The sequence below is a fragment of the Cognatundibacterium squillarum genome (assembly GCF_014652435.1).
Classification (GTDB): Bacteria; Pseudomonadota; Gammaproteobacteria; order Burkholderiales; family Burkholderiaceae_D; genus Undibacterium; species Undibacterium squillarum.
This window is the reverse complement of sequence record NZ_BMYU01000005.1, coordinates 40,496-61,958: the sequence shown is the minus strand read 5'-3', so window position 1 is coordinate 61,958 and position 21,463 is coordinate 40,496. Positions and strand designations below refer to the sequence as shown.

Genomic DNA, 21,463 nt, shown 5'->3' with positions numbered 1-21,463 from the left:
CATGACAACAATTTTCAAAACATGCTGAGACTATTTCATCAAAAAACGCGAAGTGGCGAACAGTTGCAGGAGCAGCGTTACCTCGCCGCCATACGCGAATTCGGTCCCAGTATTGCGCGATTAACCGCTGGCTACGAGCGTGACACTGCGCGGCAGCAGGAATTACTGCAGGAGGTGCATCTGGCGCTCTGGCAAAGCTTTGCCGGATTTCAGGAACAGTGTTCTGTGCGCACCTGGGTGTACCGGGTAGCCCATAACGTCGGCGTCAGTCATGTACAAAAAAGTCTGCGCACGACAGAGCAGCATTATGTGCCGCTGGAAGATGCAGAAGATCTTATCTGTGAGCACAGCGACATGGAAAACACCGACAGACAACTGGATCTGCAACGCCTGTTTCGTCTGATTTATCAGATGGGGCCGCCTGACCGCGAAGTGATGCTGATGTATCTGGAAGGTATCGACGCCGCCAGTATTGCTGAAGTCACAGGTTTATCGGCACGCAATGTCGCTACCAAAATTCACCGTATCAAATCTTTATTAAGCAGCCGCTTGCAGGCAAAAGGAGTTGCAGCATGAGTCATGATGATATTCAGTCTTTATGGCAAAACCAGCCAGTGCCTGAATTGCACTGGACAGTGGATGATCTGAGAAAAAAAGCGCGCGGACTGGAACGCAGTGTGCTGTTCCGGAACCTGCTCGAATATGCTGCCTGTGTGCTGGTGATCGGGGTATTTACCGGCTACTGGTTCAGTTTTGCCACACCGCTGATGCGCAGTGGCAGCGTACTGGTCATTCTGGGAACATGTACCGTCGCGTGGCAATTGCACCGCCGTGCATCGGCAGCGACCTTACCGCAGCAACTCGCGCAACAAGGCTGCAGTCAGTTTTACCGTCAGCAATTGGTACGGCAGCGTGACGCATTACGTGCAGTCTGGTTATGGTATCTGGGCCCGCTGATTCCCGGTACTGTGGTATTTCGCTGGGGTGTGGAAACGGAACTCAGCGCCGGTGCACCATTTGCCCGCGGCTTGCTGGCCAATCTGGCGATTGCCCTGATCTTCGCACTGGTTTTGCTCGCCAACTGGCTTGCAGCACGCCGTGTGCAAAAAGAAATTCAGCGTCTCGATCAACATTCTGTTTCTGAGTAAGGAAAGCGATCATGTATCGTCCTCGTCATCTGTCACTTCTGAAATCTGCAGCAGCAACTGCTTTCATTTCTGCAGTCTGTTGCTTTGCATATGCTGAAACACCGGAAGCACCACAAACACTGCTGCACGACAAAGTACAACAGTTGATCCGTCAGAAAGTGGAAGACGGAGAATTCGCCAGCGTCGTCATCGGAATCACCGATGGTCAGCGCCATCAGTTTGCCGGATTCAGTGCCAAAGGCCAGGCTGTACCGGATAAGAACAGCATTTACGAAATCGGTTCACTGACCAAAACCATGACGGCGCTGATACTGGCGAAGCAAATTCATCAGGGCCGTATACCAGCAGCACAGCCCGTAGCAGAGCTCGCGCCTGAATGCATGCCACCGGCAACTTCCGACCTGCATATCAGCTGGCTGGATCTGGCAACCCATACTTCCGGCTTGCCAAGGCTGCCGGAAAATTTGCAACCCAAAAACATGGCAAATCCCTATGCGGACTATATGCAGAAACATCTCAATACTTATCTTAATACAATAAAAAGCCTGCCGGAAAAAGGTAAATACGCTTACTCCAATCTTGGCTACGGCATGCTGGGCTGCGCGCTTGCTGCTGTATCCGGCAAGCCGTTTGAGCAACTGATTCAAGACGAAATCATCAAACCGTTCGGCATGCCTTCCACAGGCATACAACTCAGCGCTGATCTGCAAAAACGCTTGCAGGGCGGACACGATGCCAGCGGCAAGCCAGTTTCCGGATGGGATTTTGATGCAATGGCAGCAGCCGGTGCAGTGCGTTCCGATGCCACTGACATGCTGCGTTATCTGGAGGTGTTGATGGCGGCAGCACGCAGTGATCAGCCGTCAGCAGAAAAGCTGGTGCAGACTGCGCAACGGGATACCACAATGCCAAAAACGCGGATTGCGCTCGGCTGGCATCTGAGCAATATGCATGGCGGTGAGCTGGTCTGGCATAACGGGATGACCGGCGGCTACGCCAGCTTTGCCGGTTTCAGTGCGGACGGAAAACTGGGGGTGATCGTACTGACCAATACTGCACGTTCGCCGGAATCCCTTGGCATTGCCGCCCTGTTTCCGCAGCAGATTCCTGAACGCAAGGCGATACGTTTATCAGCTGAAGCCTTGCAGCAATATACAGGTCGCTACGCACTGACCCCGGCTTTCATCATCAGCGTGGTTCCCGGTAACAACAGCCTGACGATACAGGCAACTGGCCAGCCTGCATTCCGTGCGGCAGTCATTGCGGAAGACAGTTTTGAAATCGCGGAAGTCGGCGCTGTCATCACCTTTCAGCGTGATGCCAACGGTGTTATCAGCCAGCTGACTTTACAGCAAAATGGTCAGCGCATTCCCGGCAAGAAACTGGCTGACTGAAAAAAGCAGCGCAAAAGTCGCCTGACAGTAGCCTTTTCAGGCGCTTACCGGATACGCGGTGTGGATCACAAAACACTGTGCTACAACGTAAGCTCAGCCATGTGATCCACCGGATGACATGCTTCACAGGAGTTTGTCATGGTCTTTTCCGTTCGCATCGTTTCCCTCATCACCGCCATCGCCATCAGTACATCAGCAGTCGCAGCCGACCGCTTATCTGAAGCTTCAGGGCAATCATCGCAAGCCGCTTCATTTGGTACGGCTCTGGTGGTAGCGGGCAGCCTGACTATCCTGAAAGCCTCCGGCTATCTGGTGGTACAAACTGCGCAAAAAACCGGTGACAGCGTGGTTGTCGTTGCCAAAGCATCAGGCGATGCTGCCAGCGTGACGCTGAAGTTATCCGGTAATGCGATCAAAGAAGCAGCCATTACCAGCGGCACCATTATCGAAGTGACCGTGGTCGCTTCCGGCTATCTGCTGGTGGTTTCGGGCGAGGCACTGGCATTTATTCCGAACGAAGCCGGTGAAGCTTTACTGCATCATCGCCGTGTACAGTAATCATGCCTGTCCGCCCTGTCCTGCCGGAAACCGGCCTGCGCTTTTTCCGGCTGATCGTCTTTCTGAGTTGTCTGCTGCTGTGCTGGCAAACGCTGCCAGCGCACGCCGGCACTGCGTGTGATGATGCTCCGCCTGACGCGCGTAAAATCATGCAGGCTATGAATTTCGCGCTGAAAGTGCAGGAAGCGCTGAATGACAGCGGTGCTGAACTCGCCATCATTGCCCGCGCCGGTCAGGATCTGAGTCAGTATCATCTGGTGTATTCCCATCTGGGTGTGATCCGCAAAATGCCGGACGGACGCTGGTTTGTACTGCATGAACTGAATCATTGCGGCACATCCGGCTCCGGCTTGTTCGAAGAAGGACTGGGTAATTTTTTTCTGGATGATATGTTCCGCTTCCGCAGCCTGATCCTGATTCCGCCACAGCCACTGCAGCAGGCAATGCTGGCAAGAATCAGCGACGGTACTGCGCTGGCTTTACATGAACCTCAATACAATATGCTGTCATATGCCTTCAGCACCCGCTACCAGAATTCGAATCAGTGGGGACTGGAATTGCTGGCCACGGCAGCCGATCCGCGTGTACACAAGCGCAGCGAAGCCCAGCGCTGGCTGAGAGCCATGCAATACAAACCGGATGTGATTGATGTTCCCGCCATGACACGACTCGGTGCAAGGATGTTTCGCGCCAACATCCGCTTTGATGATCATCCTTTCGGTGATCGTATGGCAGGAAAAATTGCAACTGTCACAGTGGAATCCGTGCAGCAATTCATGTGGGAACATGCGCTGACCGAAAACACTCTGGAAATAGACGGCGGCATGCCGGAGCGTAAATAAAGAAAAAACCGGCAGGCTTCACAGCATGCCGGTTTTGTTTTACAGCGATGCGGCTCAGGCTGGCAGCAAACGTGCTGCTGTTTCTGCAATGCGCTGACCAAACAGTTTCGCCGTTTCCAGATCACCCGGCAGCGGGCCTTCTTCCGGTGTGGAATCAGAAGGCGAAACGGTCATCAGGCCAGCCGATGCGCCGATGTAGTTGATGTCATTACGCTGCGCTGCTTTGCTGTTGGATGGCAGCAAACCGGTACCTACCCACAACATACCGTGCTGTTGTGCCAGCGTGAACAGGTAATTGATGGTGGAAGCTTTATCACCGTTCATGGTTGCCGAATTGGTGAAGCCTGCTGCCAGTTTGTTTTTCCAGCCCTGTGTGAACCAGATGCGGGATGTGGCATCGGCAAATTTCTTAAACTGCCACGAAGCCATACCCATGTATGTCGGGCTGCCGAACACGATGGCATCCGCGGTATTCAGCGTTGCCCATTGCTCGTCGGTCAGTGTGCCTTCGGCGCCGATAGCAACCAGATGCGCTTCTGCCTGACCTGCAATCACGCCTGCCTGCACGGCTTCAGCAGCTTTCACAGTGTGGCCATAACCAGAGTGAAATACGATAGCGACTTTTTTCATGATGGATTCCTTTTACAATATTCAATAAGAAACGACATACATCTGATACGTCCGGTATGTCTGAGCGGCAATGTGTTGCCGCACGGGTTACAAAACATTCACTGCGGAACTGTGACCACTCAGCCCAGACGCGGTAAATCAAACACCAGGACTTCTGCCTGCTGACCGGCGCTGATCTCCAGCAGATTTTCTTCGGACAACATCAGCGCATCCCCTTCTTTCATGCTGACACCGTTCACTTCCAGCGTACCGCGTGCCAGATGCACGTAAGTCAGGCGATTTGCCTGCAGCGGCAGCTGCTGGCTTTGCGCACCGTCGAACATACCGATCAGCAAGCGGGCATTCTGACGAATCGCGATCGAACCATCCTGCCCGTCCGGCGATACCACCAGCGCCAGCTTGCCGTCCTTACTTTCGCGGCTGAAGGTTTTTTCGTCATAGCGCGGCGCCACGCCGGTCACATCCGGCTGTATCCAGATTTGCAGCAGGCGGGTGGCCTGTCTGGTATCCGGATTGAATTCTGAGTGACGCACACCGGTGCCGGCACTCATGTACTGCACATTGCCCGGCAGAATCGTGCTGCCATTGCCCATGCTGTCTTTGTGCGCAATTGCGCCGTCCAGCACATAGGTAATGATTTCCATGTTCTGATGCGGATGGGTACCGAAACCCATACCCGGCGCGATCCAGTCATCGTTAATCACCCGCAGCGGGCCAAAGCCCATGAAACGCGGATCGTAGTACTCCGCAAACGAAAAACTGTGGAAGGATTTCAGCCAGCCATGCTCGGCGTAACCACGGTCCTGCGCTAATCTGATTGCTTTCATACGTCACCTGTTCAAAAAAATTGATTGCTGAGATGCACTATAGCTCTTGTCGTCTGCGGAGTTGAGGGGTAAATTTGCACGAAATCATTCAAATTTTTTGAACTCTATGAATCTGACGCTGGAATCCCTGCAGATTGTGGACGCCATTGCCCGTAAAGGCAGCTTTGCGGCCGCTGCTGAAGCACTGGATAAAGTGCCTTCCGCCATCACTTACAGCGTGCGCAAGCTGGAAGATGATCTGGATGTACTGCTGTTTGACCGGCGCGGACATAAAGCGCGGCTGACCGAGGCCGGCGAAGAATTGCTGCTGCAGGGGCGGCATTTGCTGCAAGCGGCGCAGCAACTGGAAAATCAGGTGCGGCGCACCGCCAAAGGCTGGGAAGCCGAATTCCGTATCGTGATCGACGGCATTATCCGTTTTGATGATCTGATTCCGCTGATCCGTGAATTTGAGCAACAGGAATGCGGCACCCGCCTGCGGATTTCGCAGGAAGTGCTGTCCGGCGTCTGGGAAGCCATGGCCTCGGGCCGTGCCGATCTGGCAATTGGTGCCGCCTACGACGGGCCGGAAACCATACGCATGCAGGGTGAGTTTCAGACGAAATTGCTGGGCGATATCGACTGGGTATTTGCCGTTGCGCCCGGGCATCCGCTGGCCGCGATTCCCGATCCCTTACCCGCCAGCGTGATACAGGCACATCGTGCGATTGCGGTCGGCGACACTGGCCGCGAACTGCCGTCGATGACGGCAGGCTTGTTCAGCGGACAGGATGTGCTGACCGTACCAACGCTGGAAGCCAAACTGGCCGCGCAACTGGCGGGGCTGGGATGCGGTCATTTACCGCGCCGGCTGGCGATGCCGTATCTGCAAAACCGGCGGCTGATCGAAAAACAAACCGTCAACAGCAAACCCACCGGCAGCAACCGCTTAGTCTGGCGCAGCAGCCACCGGGGTAAAGCTCTGCGCTGGTTTGTCGATAAACTGAGTGACCCGGCAGTGCAACAGCATTTGCTCGGCTATCAATAAAAAACATGACTGTTACTGCTTATACCGGCCGGTTCGCGCCCTCGCCTACCGGCCCCTTACATCTGGGATCACTGGTCGCGGCGATGGCCAGTTATCTGGACGCACGCGCCCATCATGGACGCTGGTTGGTGCGCATTGAAGATCTGGATTTTGACCGCAATGTCGCCGGTGCCGATCACGCCATTCTGCAGACGCTGCAGCGCTGCGGCATGCACTGGGATGGTGATGTGGTCTGGCAAAGTCAGCGCCAGCCTTTGTACGAAGCCGCTTTGCAGCAACTGGGGACGCTGGTGTATCCGTGCGGATGTTCGCGCCGTGAAATTGCCGATTCGCGTCTGCGGCTCGGCGACACTGCCAGCCTTGTCTATCCGGGCACTTGCCGCAACGGTCTGGCAGCGGGCCGCAGCCCGCGCGCATGGCGCTTGGGGGTGCCGGACGGCGAAACCGCGATCCGGCATTTCACAGATCGCTTACTCGGACCTTTGCAACAGGATTTATCGACTGAGGTCGGCGACTTCGTGTTAAAACGCGCCGATGGCTTCTGGGCTTATCAGCTGGCTGTGGTGGTGGATGACGGTGCGCAGGGTATTACGCACATCGTGCGCGGTGCAGATCTGACCGATTCCACGGCAAGACAATTGTATCTGCAGGAATGTCTGGGCTTACCTGCACCACATTATCTCCATGTACCTGTTGTGAATAATCCGGATGGCGAAAAATTATCCAAACAAACCGGTGCAATCGCATTTGACCGCGGCGATAATGATTTGTTATCCGAAGCACTGAAACCGGCTGCCGCCTTTCTCGGACTGACATTACCGTCCGGCATACAAACATCAGAACAATTCTGGCAAGCAGCCACCGCTGCATGGGCAGCACAATATCCGGGGGATTTATGAATTTACGATGGGTAAAACGCATCAGCCTGACGATTGGCTTTTTGCTGTTACTGGTACACGGCATCCCGTGGAGTCTGTATCAGTTCGGGCTGAGCAGCTTCAGCAAAATGCCGGATAAACCGGCCAGACTGATCTCGATACGCGACCAGCAGGCGCTGTGGGATAAGGCCGGTTTTCAGGGCGCACCGCAGGATCAGAAACTGAATCCGGTCAGCTATATCCTGACGGCGGATCAGATGCCGGAACCGATGACGCTGTTTGCCGGCCGGATTGCCGCGCACCACTTTCGCCAGAACGGATCAGCGATTAATCCGGCTGCGCGCCAGCTGGCCGTCAGTGCCCTGACGATCTGGCTGACACGCAACTGGACAACCACAGAAATTCTCAGCAGCGTGGCGGAACTGGAAGCAATGCTGCCGCCACCGGAACCGCCGGCAGTACGCTGATCAGTGCTGATGCTGACGCGGCTTCACCACTTTCAGCGCTGCATCCTCACTGGCTTTTTCCGGCATCACATGTCCCTGATGTCCGCTGTGTACATCTGCAGCTTTACCTGCATCCTTCACAGATTTCTGAACGGATTTCTGGCGCAGCGATTCCGGTAAAGGCCCTTCATACAAACGCGCCCGGGTATTTGCCGGTGCTTCATACCAGCCGGGATCGGTGTAGTCACCCGGCTTCTGATCTTTGCGCACCTTCAGCACAGTAAACATGCCGCCCATTTCCAGTGAACCGAACGGCCCTTCACCGGTCATCATCGGCAGCGTGTTTTCAGGCAGCGGCATTTCCATCATGCCCATTTCCGCCATACCATTACTGCCCATCGCCATGTAACCCGGAATCAGCTGATGGATTTTTCTGGCGACTGCACGCTGATCAACACCAATCATGGTCGGCAGATTATGTCCCATCGCATTCATGGTGTGATGGCTCTTATGGCAGTGGAACGCCCAGTCGCCTGGTTCATCGGCGATGAATTCAATCTGGCGCATTTGCCCGACACCGACATCCGTCGTTACCTCCGGCCAGCGCGCTGTTTTCGGTACAGGACCACCATCGGTTCCGGTCACCGTGAACTCATGTCCGTGAATATGAATCGGGTGATTCGTCATGGTCAGATTACCGACCCGGATACGTACTTTATCGCCCTGCCGCACCGGCAGGCTGTCTATCCCCGGAAACACGCGGCTGTTCCATGACCAGAGATTGAAATCATTCATGGTCATGATATTCGGTACCGATGCACCGGGCTCCACATCATAGGCATTGATCAGAAAGATGAAGTCGCGGTCTACCTGATCAATCTGCGGATGCGGATGTTTAGGATGGGTCACCCATGCGCCCATCATCCCCATTGCCATTTGCGTCATTTCATCCGCATGCGGATGGTACATAAACGTGCCCGGACGCCGCGCGGTGAATTCATACACAAAGGTTTTTCCCGGAGGTATCGGTGGCTGCGTGAGGCCGGAAACGCCATCCATCCCATTCGGCAAACGCTGACCATGCCAGTGCATACTGGTGTGTTCCGGTAAACGGTTGGTCACAAAAATCCTGACCTGATCGCCTTCCACGACTTCGATGGTCGGACCCGGACTTTGTCCGTTATACCCCCACAACTGCACCGTCATGCCCGGCGCAAATTCACGCATCACCGGTTCAGCAATCAGATGAAACTCTTTCACGCCTTTGTTCATACGCCACGGCAAGGTCCAGCCATTCAGCGTCACCACTGGCCGATACGGACGTCCGTCCGGCGGCAGATACGGTGCGGCGGTTTCGGGGCCGGAACGGATTACCGGTTCCGGCAGTCCGGCCATGGCCACACGGCTGACGGCAGCACTCGCAACGGCGGCACCCGTCAGGCCAGCCAGTTTAAAAAATTGTCTGCGTTGATTCATCATGTTCTCCGTATTCAGTGGATGGCTTCGCTGGCTGTGCTTGTACCCGCCAGCGGTCTGATCGTCTGCACGGCTTGCAACGGCACGCCGGTCAGACTGGCCTGCAATGCAGCATCGGCGCGCCAGAATGCGGCCAGTGCATCAATTGCTGCCGTTACCGCCATCCTTTGTTCACGGGCATCTGCCAGCAGCTCAAAGACGGAAATCTGCATTGCGTTATAGCGCAACAGCATTTCATCCGAGATTTTGCGACGTGCCGGGATCAGTACATCACGGTGCTGACGCGCAGCGTCATAACTTTGTAAATAGGCCGCATACGTCACGCGCTGTTCCGATGCCGCCTGCAGGGTGACTGCCAGTGCCTGCTGACGCGCTGCTTCCACGCTGGCTTCTGCCGCTTTACGTTGCAATGCGCCACCGTCCCACAAAGGCAGTGCAATATCCACTTCCCAGCCCTGACTGCTGCCGCGCCTGGCCTGCAAGCCGATGTCGGCAATGCTTTCAACCCGGCTGAGTCCGGCCTGTAAACGCGCCGCCTGCCAGCGTTCCTGTGCCAGCCGCACATCCAGTCGCTGTGGCCGCTCAGTACCTTGCAACTGATCTGTACTGATCGCCTGTTGCGGCAGATCCGGCAGGCGATCAGGCAACTGGATTCTGGTTTCTGCATCTGCGCCGATAGCCTGCAACAAGGCTTCGCGTGTTGCCAGCGCACGCAATTCTGCCTGTGTGCGTAACAGACGTGCTTCCGCCGCCGTTTGCTGATGGCGCAGGGTTTTCAGCGCATTCAGATTACCTCTGGCTTTCATCGCTTCTGCCAGTTCAGATGCCGCCGCCGCTGCCTGCTCCACCTGTATCGCGTAACGCCATTGTTCCTGCGCCGCCACCGCATCGACCCAGGCCATGCGTACCGCAGCAATTTTCTGCACCAGTTCGCTGGTCAGCTGCAAACGCGCCTGCGACTGCAATGCCTGCTCTTGCTGACGGCGCTGCGGCCACAGCAACAGTTCCCACAGCCCGAGACTAAGGCTGCGCACAATTTCCAGCTCAGGTGCATGCACCCGCTCGAAGCCGAATACGGGCACCGGCAGCGCAGCCGCTTTGGCGCGCAGCGCAGCGCCGGATTCCGCATCTGCAAACAGTGCACGGATAGCGGGATGCTGGTGCAAAGCCATTTGCACGGCATCACTTTGCTGCAGGACTTGCCCGGCAGGTATCTGAAAACGGGAGGATGTCCCGGTCGCATGACTCTGCACGCTGACCGGCAGATAAGCCGCATCCGTCAGCGGCGCAGAAGAGATACCGGCACAACCGCTGAGTAACAGCAGGCTGCCGGTGAGTAACATCGGTTTCATTGAAAATTTCCTGTACAAACGCAACAGCCGCCCCGGAAACGGAAGCAGAGACTGTCAGAGTTGAAATTGGTCAGTTGCGCGGCAATATGCCGCAGTTCAGCCACGCCGTGGCGGCGGTACAGGAACCGATAATGTGACAGACTGCGCTTGCTCAACAAGCAGCAGCGGTAAGAATCCTGCCGGCGCTTGCGGCAGCGCAGTAACAGGTGAGGTCAGAAATGCGAGTGCCGAGCAGCATGGTGACAACTGATGGCAGCCCGCACTTTTCGGATGGGCTTTTGTGGTGTGCGTAGCAGATGTATCCGGCTTCAGCGTCGCGCTGTCGTCCTGCATCTCATCGCAATGATGCGACTGCGCCATTGTTGCCGTGTGGGTCACAGGTTCTGCAAGCGGCAGACAACTGGCGTGCGCAAGTGCCAGCAGGCTTTGCAAAGGCAAAACCAGTATCATCAGGCACAGCAGCAATTGTCGGAAAGAAATCGGCATGGGCGCAACCTTATCACAATTCATGCCATTGCCCCACAGGCTTTATCAGCGATCCGAGCCGCCACGGCTGTTCTGCCAGCCATCTACCTGGGGTGCATGCACCTGAAATACCGGTGCTGCGGTCCGGCGCAGCAATGCAGGACGTACCTGATTGCGGCCGTTTTGTTTTGCTTCATACAGGCAGAGATCCGCCCGTTTCATCAGGGTATCGACACTGTCTGAGCTTTCCATCACAGCCACCCCGAAGCTGGTGGTGACACTGAAATGGCGGCCGTCTTCCAGAAAAAACTGTAAGTCGCTTTCCACTTTTTTGCGGATTTGCTCAGCACGTTCCAGCGCGGCATTCAGATCGGTTTCCGGCAGCACGATAACAAATTCCTCGCCGCCGTAACGCGCCAGCCAGTCGCGGTCCGCATATAAACTTTGCCTGACCAGACTGGCAAACGTAATCAGAACGCGGTCGCCAATCGCATGACCATAGGTGTCGTTGACCTGCTTGAAAAAATCAATGTCACAAAACACCACTGCCACCGGGCGTCCGTAGCGCAGCGCGCGGGTCAGTTCTGCAGGCATCTGCTCATTAAAATACTGCCGGTTAAAGACTTGCGTCAGTGCGTCAGTATTCGATAAAGTTTTCAGCGTCGCCAGTGCTGTTTCCAGTTGCTGCGTGCGCTCCAGCACCAGCTGATCCTGATCACGGATATGCCGCTGCAGACTGCTTTGCATTTCCCGGAAACCATCAACCACCAGATCAATTTCGTTATAACCACGCCGCTTGCGCCGGTGCAGACTGAACACTGCCCCGAGCTGATTCGCCTCCAGCTTGCGCACGTAGTCTGCCAGTTCATGCAAAGGCTGCTCCAGATCACGTTTGAGAACTTTTGCCACGGCAAACAATAACACCAGCGCCAGCACCAAAATTTCCAGAATGGCAATAATCAGATTCCGGATCAGCTCAGAACGCAGACTGCTTTTATCCAGCACCAGCTCCAGCGTGCCGACACTGCCATTGCTAGCCATCGGTGCCGGGATATCCATGCGCAGTGTCTGCGACTGTGAAACATTTTCCTTGCTACCCTGTGTGAATACTTTTCCGGTACTCGTGTAAATCGCCACCCAGGCCACGTCCGGGCTGTTCAGTAACAAGCCCATTTGTTTTTCGATGGTTTGCGGTTCGATATCCCAGATCGCGACGGACAGCAGTGGCAAATGCGTTTCCGCCACGCTGCGGACCGCGGTCTCAAACTTCTGCTCTCCGGCACGGTAGTTCAGCCAGCCCTGCAAAGTACTGAACAGTACAACGCATAAGATGACCCATTTGAATAACTGCCGCAACAGTACCGAAGCGATGGGTTCCTGCACAAACCTGCTCATGTGCGCCCCTTGCCCGGAGAAAGTATCTGACGAAAACTGAACTGATACTGGCGAACAGCCGGATTCAGGGCTTTACTGAAACGACGAAAATCCACTTTGTGAAAATCCAGATCGCCGTACTGACTCTGAAAACGCTTCGCATCGTCTGCAGAAAACAGGACGAACATTGAGCGTTCCAGTTCCATACCCTCATCAGCAAAATCATGGCCGTTGTGATAGTCGTACAGCATTACCAGCGCATACGCACCGGCAATAAAATGCCCGCCGGCCAGTGAAGCCAGACTGCCGGTACGGAGTTTTGTCATTGCTTCTTCCGAGGTATTGATGCCGCTGAACAGGGCATCACCACCCGGTTTGCCGCCGCGCTCTGCCCAGCTTTCCATCGCACCGAAGGCCATCAGATCGTTACCCGCCCAGACCAGTCTGACCTGAGGATAGCGCTGATACAACCATTCGCTTTGTTCACGGGCTTTCGCGCGGTTCCATTCACCATAAACCTGCTGCTCGAGCACCACATCTTTTTGTTCAGTGACGGCGCGCAGCATGCCCTGATTGCGTTTAAGCGAAGTTGTTGTGGAGCGGTCGCCAGCAATCGCAATCATATGTAACTTGTGATCGCTGCCAAATAAACCCTGAGCGCGTGCCTTGCTGATCAGCACTGAGGCAGTCAGATAGCCTGCCTCCTCTGAATTCGGCTCCAGCACGCCGATCCAGTTTTTATAGACTTTGCGTGGCGCCTGTACTTTCTGCCGGTCACGCGGATCGGTGATCCCGCTGTAGGCAAAAAAAGTCCGGATGCCGGTTCCTTCCAGCAGGCGCAAAACTTCCGGTCCGACGCCGTAGTCATTGCTGAGAATCAGATAATCCGGCCGCAGACTGCGTGGACGTTCGGCCAGCTGACGTGCGAACAACAGCGCGTTCAGATGGTTACGCTCGGCATACATCACTTCCAGCCTGATACCGAGATCACTGGCAGCTGCCTCCATACTGCGGGCTGCGGTCAGCCAGAAAATTTCATCTTTTTTTCCGGGGTTGATGAATACCACTGACATAGCAAGGCACCATGCCGGCATCAGCGCCAGACATAAGAAAATTACCTTGCATACTCGTTTCACCACCGTCTCCCGCTCGCTTTATTCCCTGTGCGCAATCCGGCGCAGCCGCAGTGCAGGCAGAGCGACGCACCAGTTTGCTGCAAACAGCCTTCTGATATGCATCATTTTCATATATTTTCTGCGAATTGCGCTCACTATTGACAATAACTCACATTCTGAGGCAACGATCTTCACTGCCGTCCAGCCTGATTTCTTCAGTGTTTGTTTAAGCAGGTAGGACAGCGTCAAAAAAAACGATCCTTCGACGGTTATGGCAATACCAGTCAGAAAAAAATGAAGTCCAATCGCCGCTGTCAAAGCTGTTTTCGCCAGCCTGCCGAATGAAATACGGCTGCACATGAAAATTTCCTTCTTTTTTCTTCCTTGAAATGCCTATAGGTCGCCCATATAATTAGCACTCGTTGGGATAGAGTGCTAACAATGACTCACTCCCCAGCCTTAAAATCAATTTCTGGTAATGACTCGTTAATTAAAGGAGCTCGTATGAACCTTCGTCCCCTGCACGATCGTCTGATCGTTAAACGTCTGGATCAAGAAACAAAAACCGCTTCCGGTATCGTTCTGCCTGACGCTGCAGCTGAAAAACCAGACCAAGGTGAAGTATTGGCCGTTGGCGCAGGTAAGCAACTGGATAACGGTTCCGTTCGCGCGCTGGAAGTCAAAGTCGGCGACCGCGTACTGTTCGGCAAATACTCTGGTCAGGCAGTAAAAATGGATGGTCAGGAATACCTGGTAATGCGTGAAGAAGACATCTTCGCGATCATTCAGAAGTAATCTGCGCTTCCCGTACTGAATTAATCCGAATTATTCTGGAGAATAAACATGGCAGCAAAACAAGTTGTATTTGGCGATGACGCACGTGCAAAAGTTGTTAACGGCGTAAACGTTCTGGCAAACGCAGTGAAAGTCACTCTGGGCCCTAAAGGCCGTAACGTTGTTCTGGAACGCTCTTTCGGCGCGCCGACCGTGACTAAAGACGGTGTTTCCGTTGCAAAAGAAATCGAACTGAAAGACAAGCTGGAAAACATGGGTGCGCAACTGGTTAAAGAAGTTGCTTCCAAAACTTCCGACAACGCAGGTGACGGTACAACAACCGCTACCGTGCTGGCACAAGCTATCGTTCGCGAAGGCTTCAAATATGTTGCAGCAGGCTTCAACCCTACCGATCTGAAACGCGGTATCGACAAAGCAGTTGCAGCGCTGGTTGCTGAAGTAAAAACCATGTCCAAACCAACCACGACTTCCAAAGAAATCGCTCAGGTTGGCTCTATCTCTGCTAACTCTGACGTTGCTGTCGGCGAAATCATCGCTAACGCAATGGAAAAAGTCGGCAAAGAAGGCGTGATCACTGTTGAAGACGGTAAATCCCTGGAAAACGAACTGGATATCGTAGAAGGTATGCAATTCGACCGCGGCTACCTGTCTCCTTACTTCATCAACAACCCTGAAAAACAGTCTGCGATTCTGGAAAATCCATTCATCCTGCTGTTCGACAAAAAAATCTCCAACATCCGTGATCTGCTGCCAGTTCTGGAACAAGTTGCAAAAGCCGGCCGTCCACTGCTGATCATCGCAGAAGACGTTGAAGGCGAAGCACTGGCAACCCTGGTTGTGAACAACCTGCGCGGCATCCTGAAAGTTTCCGCAGTGAAAGCACCTGGCTTCGGCGACCGTCGTAAAGCGATGCTGGAAGACATCGCTATCCTGACCGGTGGTAATGTGATCGCTGAAGAAGTTGGTCTGACACTGGAAAAAGCAACTCTGCAAGATCTGGGTCAGGCAAAACGCGTTGAAATCGGTAAAGAAAACACCACCATCATCGACGGCGCTGGCGCAGCTGCTAACATCGAAGCACGCGTAAAACAAATCCGTGCACAAATCGAACAGGCAACTTCTGACTACGATCGTGAAAAACTGCAAGAACGCGTTGCCAAACTGGCAGGCGGTGTTGCTGTGATCAAAGTCGGTGCTGCAACCGAAGTTGAAATGAAAGAGAAAAAAGCACGCGTTGAAGACGCTCTGCACGCAACCCGCGCAGCAGTGGAAGAAGGCGTTGTGCCAGGTGGTGGCGTTGCTCTGCTGCGTGCACGTGCATCTGCAGGCGCAATCAAAGGTGACAATGCTGACCAGGAAGCCGGTATCAAACTGGTTCTGAAAGCGATCGAAGCGCCTCTGCGTGAAATCGTTGCTAACGCCGGTGGCGAACCAAGCGTTGTTGTCAACGCCATCGTAAACGGTTCCGGCAACTTCGGTTTCAATGCTGCAAACGATACCTACGGCGACATGATCGAAATGGGTATTCTGGATCCTGCAAAAGTAACCCGTTCCGCACTGCAAAACGCGGCATCGGTAGCTGGCCTGATCCTGACAACCGACGCACTGGTTGCTGAAATTGCTGAAGACAAACCAGCTGCTCCGGACATGGGCGGTATGGGTGGCATGGGCGGCATGATGTAATCATCCCTCTCAGTCAGCTGAGTCAAAGCCCCGTGAGTTTCACGGGGCTTTTTATTTTTCCGGATTCCGAGAACTCCATGACTGGAATTCCATCAAAACGCAACACTGCGACACACAGCAGCGTTTTTCCCGCAATGCGACTTGACAGAGAAAACCGGCACTTAGATACTGCCGCACCTGTAAGTATATTTTCAGCTTTTGTAACGTATTACTGCATATTGCAGCAAATCGTTTCAGTCAAAAGCAATCCGATTTTCAATTTGTTCTGGAGACACAATGGCCCTGCAGCAACTATCTGAAGAGCAGATCCGCACCTGGTCGCGAACGCAAAAAGACGAATGGTGGTTAAAAAACGTCTATCGCGGCGATATGGCGCAGCTGACACTGCGCTCCGCTCTGACTGGCTTCTTACTCGGCGGCATCCTGTCCGGTACAGCGCTGTATATCGGCGGCAAAACCGGTATTTCTATCGGGGTCGGTCTGACTTCCGTCATTCTGGCATTCGCGATTTTCCGCTTACTGGCCAGTTCCGGTCTGGCAAAAGATTTCACCATTCTGGAAAACAACTGCTCGCAATCCATCGCTACCGCTGCCGGTTACATGGTCATGCCGATGATTTCTGCGCTGTCAGCCTATATGCTGATTACCGGAAAAATTATTCCGTGGTGGCAGATGATGATCTGGATGAGCACCTGCTCTATCCTCGGCGTGCTGGTTGCGTTCCCGCTGAAACGCCGCTTCATCAATGAAGATCAGTTGCCTTTCCCTGAAGGCCGCGCCTGCGGCGTGGTACTGGATACGCTGTATTCTGATGATGGCGACACCGGTATGCGTCAGGCCAAACTGCTGGCAAAAACTGCTCTGTGGACTGCGGCATTTCAGGCCATTGTCAGCGATGGCTGGATGAAACTGATCCAGTTTAAACTGCTGATGATGGATAAATGGGCTGGTCTGGTTGAACCGTGGCATTTGCATGAGCGTTTTGACGATTATTACTATATGTATGCCGCAAAAGCCGATTTGCTGATCCCGAAAATTCTCGGTACCGATTTCCGTGCACTGGGTCTGCGCTTCAATGCTGATCTGGCGATGGTTGGTGTCGGCGGCCTGATGGGTATCCGCGTTGCGAACAGTATTCTGCTTGGCTCCATCATCAACTTTGTGTTCCTCGCACCGTGGATGATTCAGCGTGGCGATATCATCGAACGTATTGCACCGAGCGGCAAAGTCGTTCCGATTTCCCGCGTTGAAATCGTGAACCAGTGGGGTCTGTGGTGGGCGGTCGCAATCATGGTGGTTGGTTCGATTGTCGGTCTGCTGGCAAAACCGGAACTGTTCACCGGCCTGTTCAAAGGCTTCGGCAAAAAAGAAAAGCAAACCGGTCCTGATCCGGTCGCGCATATCGAACTGCCACTGATGGTGTCTTATATCGGCATCCCGATTTTCAGTGTGCTGGCTGCGTGGACAACCCATGAATTCTTCAACGTACCCTGGCTGCTGTCTTTCATCAGTCTGCCGCTGATTTTCATCCTGACCGTGATTTGCGCGAATGCAATGGCACTGACGTCCTGGACACCGACCGGCGCACTGTCGAAAATCACGCAGTTCAGCATGGGTGCGATTGACTCCACCAATCCGGCCAGCAACCTGATTCCAGCCGGTATGACTGCAGAAGTCGCATCGAATGCCTCCAATCTGCTGTCCGATATTAAACCGGGCTACATGCTGGGCGCGAAGCCACGTCAGCAGGCAATCGGCCACGTGATCGGTATTTTCTCCGGCGCGATCGCCTGTATCCCGCTGTATTACCTGTTGTTCCTGCCGCCGGATGCAGAGGGCTTGCGCTCTACCGCGACCATCATTTCTGAGAAGTTCGCGTTCCCTGCAGCAATGCAATGGAAAGGCGTGGCAGAACTGATCGCGAAAGGTGTCAGCAGCCTGCCAGCATCAGCGATTATCGCCATGGTAGTGGCGGCGATCGCGGCAATCGTGATCGAAGTCAGCCGTATTGTGACCAAGGGTAAATTCCCGCTGTCAGCAGTATCGATCGGTCTGGGCGTGGTACTGCCACCGGATTCCTGTCTGGCAATGTGGATTGGTGCAGCACTGTTCTGGTGGATGGGTCGCAAACACCCTGACCCGAAATCTTCCGGTCACCAGTTCTGGGTGGAAGGTTGCGAACCAATCTGTGCCGGCCTGATTTCCGGTGCTGCACTGATGGGTATCGGTAACGCGATCATTAACGTACTGCTCTGATCATCTGCGCCGGTGTTGTCCTGCCTGTCACAACAGTCAGGACAAACAAGCCGGACCGGATGCAAAAAGCCCTGTCGCTTACGTCAGGGCTTTTTTGTTTTTCTGCGCCAGCAGATTATCTTCGTAATCCTGCATCAGACCACTGAATGCGCTGAGCAAAGGCGCGTACACCGCAGCACCGTCCCAGCGCGATAATGCCAGCACACTGGCTTCCAGTGTCGATAACTGCCCCTCCCGGTGTGCTTTGCGAATCCGGTAACTGCCGGTCTCAACATCTGTCAGACTCAGTCGCGGTAACTTCTGCAGCAAAGGATTGGCATACAGTATTTTGCGACTCTTACGCCAGGTCGCATCTATCACCACCAGACGCTGCGGGCGGCAGTCATCCGGCCAAAAATGCAGGGGTTCCTGCACTGCATCTTCCGACTGATCCAGACTGGTATCGGGATACAGCAAAACTGTCTCCGCAAGCGCCGCTTCTGCATCGTCAGCGAAAAGTGCCGCGCGTAAGTCATTTTCATCAAATGTTTCGCCACTGATCAGGGTTGACTGCTGCAGACTCAGATGCAGTAATTTACCGCTGCCTTTTGGATGCGTCAGTTCAAGCGGATGCTGGATGATCAGCAAAGGAATGCTGTTACTGATCTGCACCACGCGATGACACAGACACTGCATACGCAGGCACCGCTGACACGGCATTCGTTTGACTGACATTGTTTTACGCTCTCGCAAGTAGACCACCTGAAAGTCTGCTATTGTACAGTCAGAGAAAATTTCATTCGCCGCACCCAGATTCAGATCATGAAAACACCTGCCATACTTATCTCCCTGATTGTCCTTCTTGCAGCAGCCTGCGGAGGTGGCGGGGGCAGCAGCTCCGCGGATTCTGCAACCAGCACATCCGGTTCCGGTTCGGGATCAGGCAGTGGTTCTGGCGGTACTTCCGGTGGTGGTACAGGTGGCGGAACCGGCGGTGGCACAGCCGTCACACTGGAGAAAAAAGCAGCCGCGCTGGCAGCCAAGCTCGGTAAAAGCAGCCGTTTTCTGGTCGGACTGGGCACCACCAGCGTGGCCGACATCCAGAAGCAAAGCATCCGTATTGATATTTATGATCAGTACCTGAATGGCGTCGGTGCTGGTTCATGGCCAACATGGAACAGTCCGTCCGGTGCGTATGTGCAGGTCGTCGCGAAAAATGCTGATACGCTCGGTGCAGTGCCGATGTTCACGCTGTATCAGATGGCCAGCAACGGCGATGGCAATCTGTCCGGTCTGACGAATCAGACGTTCATGACCGGCTACTGGAATAATGTCCGTTTGTTATTTCAGCAAATCGCGACTTACGGCAAACCGGTGCTGGTGAATTTTGAACCGGATTTCTGGGGTTATACCCAAAGGCTGTCGGTGAATGCCGACCCGTCCACCGTGAAAGCGCTGGTCAGCTTTGATCAGGATTGCACGAATCAGCCGGACAACGTCACCGGTATCGCCCAGTGCCTGATTCAGATCGCGCGAAAATATGCGCCGAATAATGCCTATGTCGGTTTTCCGCCTGCGCTGTTCGGTGATCTGTACTCGACTGCGCTCGGTTATATGCAAAAACTGGGGGCAGATAAAGCCGATTTCATTGTGATGCAGACACTGGACCGCGATTCCGGCTGCTTTGAAGTCAGCCCGCAACCATCGTATTGCCAGCGTGCCGGAACAGGCTGGTACTGGGATGCGACGAATAAAACATCGCCGAACTTCACCGAGCATTTTGCACTGACCAAGAGCTACAACACCGGCCTGCAATTGCCTGTCATCTGGTGGCAAACACCGCTGGGTGTACCTTCATCGACACCAGGCGGCGTTGCCGGACGTTACCGCGACAACCGCGCCAGCTACTTCCTGACCCACACCGCTGAAATGGTCGCCGCTGGCGGGCTGGGCGTGGTGTTCAGTACCGGTGAAGTCAATCAGACCAGCATTAACACCGATGGCGGACAGTTTAAAACTCTGAGCACCAGCTATCTCGCCAATCCGACGGCGCTGCCTTAAGCATCCGGCGCGGCGGACAATAATGCCGCCAGCGCACCGTCAATTTTCGGATACATGAACTGAAAACCGGCGCGCTGCGCCCGTACAGGCAACACACGCTGCCCGCCAGTCAGCAGCATCGCCATTTCACCCATTGCCAGTTTCAGCGCCCATGCCGGCGTGGTCAGCAGCGCTGGCCGGTGCAGCTGAGCGGCCAGTGCCTGCGTGAACTCCGCGTTGGTAACGGCGCCCGGCGCGACCATATTCACGCTGCCGCTGATGCGCTGATCCTGCAACAGCAGGCTGATCAGCCCGACATAGTCCTGATAATGAATCCAGCTCATCCATTGCTGGCCATCACCGATTTTGCCACCCAGCCCCAGACGGAAAGGCAGCAGCATTTTGGTCAGTGCGCCACCCGCCGTATCCAGCACCACACCGGTACGCAATAACACCACACGAATACCATCACGCGCAGCCGACAATGCTGCAGCTTCCCAGTCCACACACAGCTGCGCACCGAAATCGCCGCCTGCGGCACGGGTTTCATCAATCCGGTCTGCACCGGTATCACCGTACACACCGATCGCGGAACCACTCAGGAAAACAGCAGGTTTGACACGCGCTTCGCGCATTTTCTGCACCAGACACTCAGTCAGAAAAATCCGGCTTTCCCGCAGTCTGGCTTTGCGCGCTGCCGTCCAGCGTGCGCCGATGATAGGTTCGCCGGCCAGATTAATCACCGCATCAAAAACGCGGTCCGGTGTGTACGCATCCAGACTGTCCATTGCGCTGACACCCTGCCCGCAAAGCCGCGCCACCGTAGCCGGCTGACGGCTCAGAACAGTCAGCTGATGTCCCTGACGAAGAAGATCTGCACATAGTCGGCGGCCGATCAGACCGGTGCCGCCTGTCATCAAAATATTCATACTGATGGATCCTGAAGAACCCTGATTAACTCCGGTTAAACGGGCGGCGCGAATCAGCAGCTGTCATGCCCTGCCCTGATCGCTGATCACAAAAATGCAAGCTTACACCCGTGCGGCATTTCCTGTCTGACACATGCTTTTCCGGCGCTGAAACACAGCGACAGCAGCACCAGCTATGCAGCTATCGTCATTCGACATTTCCCGAGGCCCGGACTTTCTGCCGACGACCGCCGGATCGCTGTGCAGAAA

22 protein-coding genes are annotated in these 21,463 nt (G+C 54.6%); 12 read left to right on the top strand and 10 right to left on the bottom strand.

The features are described 5' to 3' along the window. Positions 1-21 precede the first annotated feature (21 nt). From IE092_RS11285 to IE092_RS11265, 5 genes are all read left to right on the top strand, one after another. Positions 22-576 carry an RNA polymerase sigma factor gene (locus IE092_RS11285; RefSeq protein WP_189357288.1) on the top strand — a complete coding sequence of 185 codons (555 nt, stop codon included), beginning with the start codon at positions 22-24 and terminating at the stop codon, positions 574-576. Next, a complete protein-coding gene (locus tag IE092_RS11280) occupies positions 573-1,148 on the top strand; it encodes a hypothetical protein (RefSeq protein ID WP_189357287.1) in 576 nt (191 codons plus the stop codon). The genes IE092_RS11285 and IE092_RS11280 overlap by 4 nt, the downstream gene beginning before the upstream one ends. Before the next feature lie 11 nt (positions 1,149-1,159). Continuing rightward, positions 1,160-2,542 (top strand): serine hydrolase, encoded by a 1,383-nt coding sequence (locus IE092_RS11275; RefSeq protein WP_189357286.1) that lies wholly within the window; start codon positions 1,160-1,162, stop codon positions 2,540-2,542. A 138-nt stretch (positions 2,543-2,680) separates the two neighbouring features. Then, positions 2,681-3,100, top strand: coding sequence for a hypothetical protein (locus tag IE092_RS11270; protein ID WP_189357285.1), 420 nt, complete (start codon positions 2,681-2,683; stop codon positions 3,098-3,100). A 2-nt stretch (positions 3,101-3,102) separates the two neighbouring features. Next, positions 3,103-3,942 (top strand): DUF2145 domain-containing protein, encoded by an 840-nt coding sequence (locus IE092_RS11265; protein WP_189357284.1) that lies wholly within the window; start codon positions 3,103-3,105, stop codon positions 3,940-3,942. Between the two features lie 54 nt (positions 3,943-3,996). Here the strand turns inward: IE092_RS11265 and IE092_RS11260 are convergent, their stop codons facing one another. Next, a complete protein-coding gene (locus tag IE092_RS11260; protein WP_189357283.1) occupies positions 3,997-4,572 on the bottom strand; it encodes a flavodoxin family protein in 576 nt (191 codons plus the stop codon). A gap of 119 nt (positions 4,573-4,691) precedes the next feature. Further along, positions 4,692-5,399 (bottom strand): pirin family protein, encoded by a 708-nt coding sequence (locus tag IE092_RS11255; protein ID WP_189357282.1) that lies wholly within the window; start codon positions 5,397-5,399, stop codon positions 4,692-4,694. A gap of 106 nt (positions 5,400-5,505) precedes the next feature. Between IE092_RS11255 and IE092_RS11250 the strand changes: the two genes are divergently transcribed. From IE092_RS11250 to IE092_RS11240, 3 genes are read left to right on the top strand one after another with little or no spacing between them, the layout of a single operon-like run. Beyond that, positions 5,506-6,426, top strand: a complete 921-nt coding sequence (locus IE092_RS11250) for a LysR substrate-binding domain-containing protein (protein WP_189357281.1) — start codon at positions 5,506-5,508, stop codon at positions 6,424-6,426. 5 nt (positions 6,427-6,431) lie between these two features. Further along, the gene (gene gluQRS / locus IE092_RS11245; protein ID WP_189357280.1) at positions 6,432-7,325 is read left to right on the top strand and encodes a tRNA glutamyl-Q(34) synthetase GluQRS; all 894 of its coding nucleotides are present in this window, start codon (positions 6,432-6,434) and stop codon (positions 7,323-7,325) included. After that, positions 7,322-7,771 carry a hypothetical protein gene (locus IE092_RS11240; protein WP_189357279.1) on the top strand — a complete coding sequence of 150 codons (450 nt, stop codon included), beginning with the start codon at positions 7,322-7,324 and terminating at the stop codon, positions 7,769-7,771. The genes gluQRS and IE092_RS11240 overlap by 4 nt, the downstream gene beginning before the upstream one ends. On the opposite strand, the gene IE092_RS11235 is transcribed toward IE092_RS11240, so the two are convergent. The 6 genes from IE092_RS11235 to IE092_RS11210 all read right to left on the bottom strand — a co-directional run bounded on the left by IE092_RS11235 (position 7,772) and on the right by IE092_RS11210 (position 13,892). Next, positions 7,772-9,226, bottom strand: a complete 1,455-nt coding sequence (locus IE092_RS11235) for a multicopper oxidase family protein (protein ID WP_189357480.1) — start codon at positions 9,224-9,226, stop codon at positions 7,772-7,774. It lies immediately after the preceding gene. Between the two features lie 14 nt (positions 9,227-9,240). Continuing rightward, positions 9,241-10,578, bottom strand: coding sequence for a TolC family protein (locus IE092_RS11230; protein ID WP_189357278.1), 1,338 nt, complete (start codon positions 10,576-10,578; stop codon positions 9,241-9,243). Between the two features lie 96 nt (positions 10,579-10,674). Further along, a complete protein-coding gene (locus tag IE092_RS11225; protein WP_189357277.1) occupies positions 10,675-11,064 on the bottom strand; it encodes a hypothetical protein in 390 nt (129 codons plus the stop codon). A 45-nt stretch (positions 11,065-11,109) separates the two neighbouring features. Continuing rightward, positions 11,110-12,438 (bottom strand): sensor domain-containing diguanylate cyclase, encoded by a 1,329-nt coding sequence (locus tag IE092_RS11220; protein WP_189357276.1) that lies wholly within the window; start codon positions 12,436-12,438, stop codon positions 11,110-11,112. Next, positions 12,435-13,553 carry an ABC transporter substrate-binding protein gene (locus IE092_RS11215; RefSeq protein WP_229793143.1) on the bottom strand — a complete coding sequence of 373 codons (1,119 nt, stop codon included), beginning with the start codon at positions 13,551-13,553 and terminating at the stop codon, positions 12,435-12,437. Before IE092_RS11215 ends, IE092_RS11220 begins: the two co-directional genes overlap by 4 nt. Positions 13,554-13,571: 18 nt before the next feature. Then, positions 13,572-13,892, bottom strand: a complete 321-nt coding sequence (locus IE092_RS11210) for a hypothetical protein (protein ID WP_189357275.1) — start codon at positions 13,890-13,892, stop codon at positions 13,572-13,574. Positions 13,893-14,036: 144 nt separating this feature from the next. Here IE092_RS11210 and groES point away from each other — a divergent pair, with 144 nt between their 5' ends. From groES to IE092_RS11195, 3 genes are all read left to right on the top strand, one after another. Next, the gene (groES, locus tag IE092_RS11205) at positions 14,037-14,327 is read left to right on the top strand and encodes a co-chaperone GroES (protein ID WP_189357274.1); all 291 of its coding nucleotides are present in this window, start codon (positions 14,037-14,039) and stop codon (positions 14,325-14,327) included. A 48-nt stretch (positions 14,328-14,375) separates the two neighbouring features. Then, complete coding sequence (groL, locus tag IE092_RS11200) at positions 14,376-16,010, top strand: chaperonin GroEL (protein WP_189357273.1); 1,635 nt, start codon at positions 14,376-14,378, stop codon at positions 16,008-16,010. 276 nt (positions 16,011-16,286) lie between these two features. Then, a complete protein-coding gene (locus tag IE092_RS11195) occupies positions 16,287-18,266 on the top strand; it encodes an OPT family oligopeptide transporter (RefSeq protein ID WP_189357272.1) in 1,980 nt (659 codons plus the stop codon). Positions 18,267-18,344: 78 nt separating this feature from the next. Here IE092_RS11195 and IE092_RS11190 read toward each other — a convergent pair whose 3' ends face one another. Beyond that, complete coding sequence (locus IE092_RS11190) at positions 18,345-18,965, bottom strand: tRNA-uridine aminocarboxypropyltransferase (protein ID WP_268249277.1); 621 nt, start codon at positions 18,963-18,965, stop codon at positions 18,345-18,347. 102 nt (positions 18,966-19,067) lie between these two features. Here IE092_RS11190 and IE092_RS11185 point away from each other — a divergent pair, with 102 nt between their 5' ends. After that, positions 19,068-20,306 carry a hypothetical protein gene (locus IE092_RS11185; RefSeq protein ID WP_229793141.1) on the top strand — a complete coding sequence of 413 codons (1,239 nt, stop codon included), beginning with the start codon at positions 19,068-19,070 and terminating at the stop codon, positions 20,304-20,306. On the opposite strand, the gene IE092_RS11180 is transcribed toward IE092_RS11185, so the two are convergent. Continuing rightward, a complete protein-coding gene (locus IE092_RS11180) occupies positions 20,303-21,214 on the bottom strand; it encodes a TIGR01777 family oxidoreductase (RefSeq protein WP_189357270.1) in 912 nt (303 codons plus the stop codon). The genes IE092_RS11185 and IE092_RS11180 overlap by 4 nt on opposite strands. Positions 21,215-21,463: the final 249 nt, after the last annotated feature.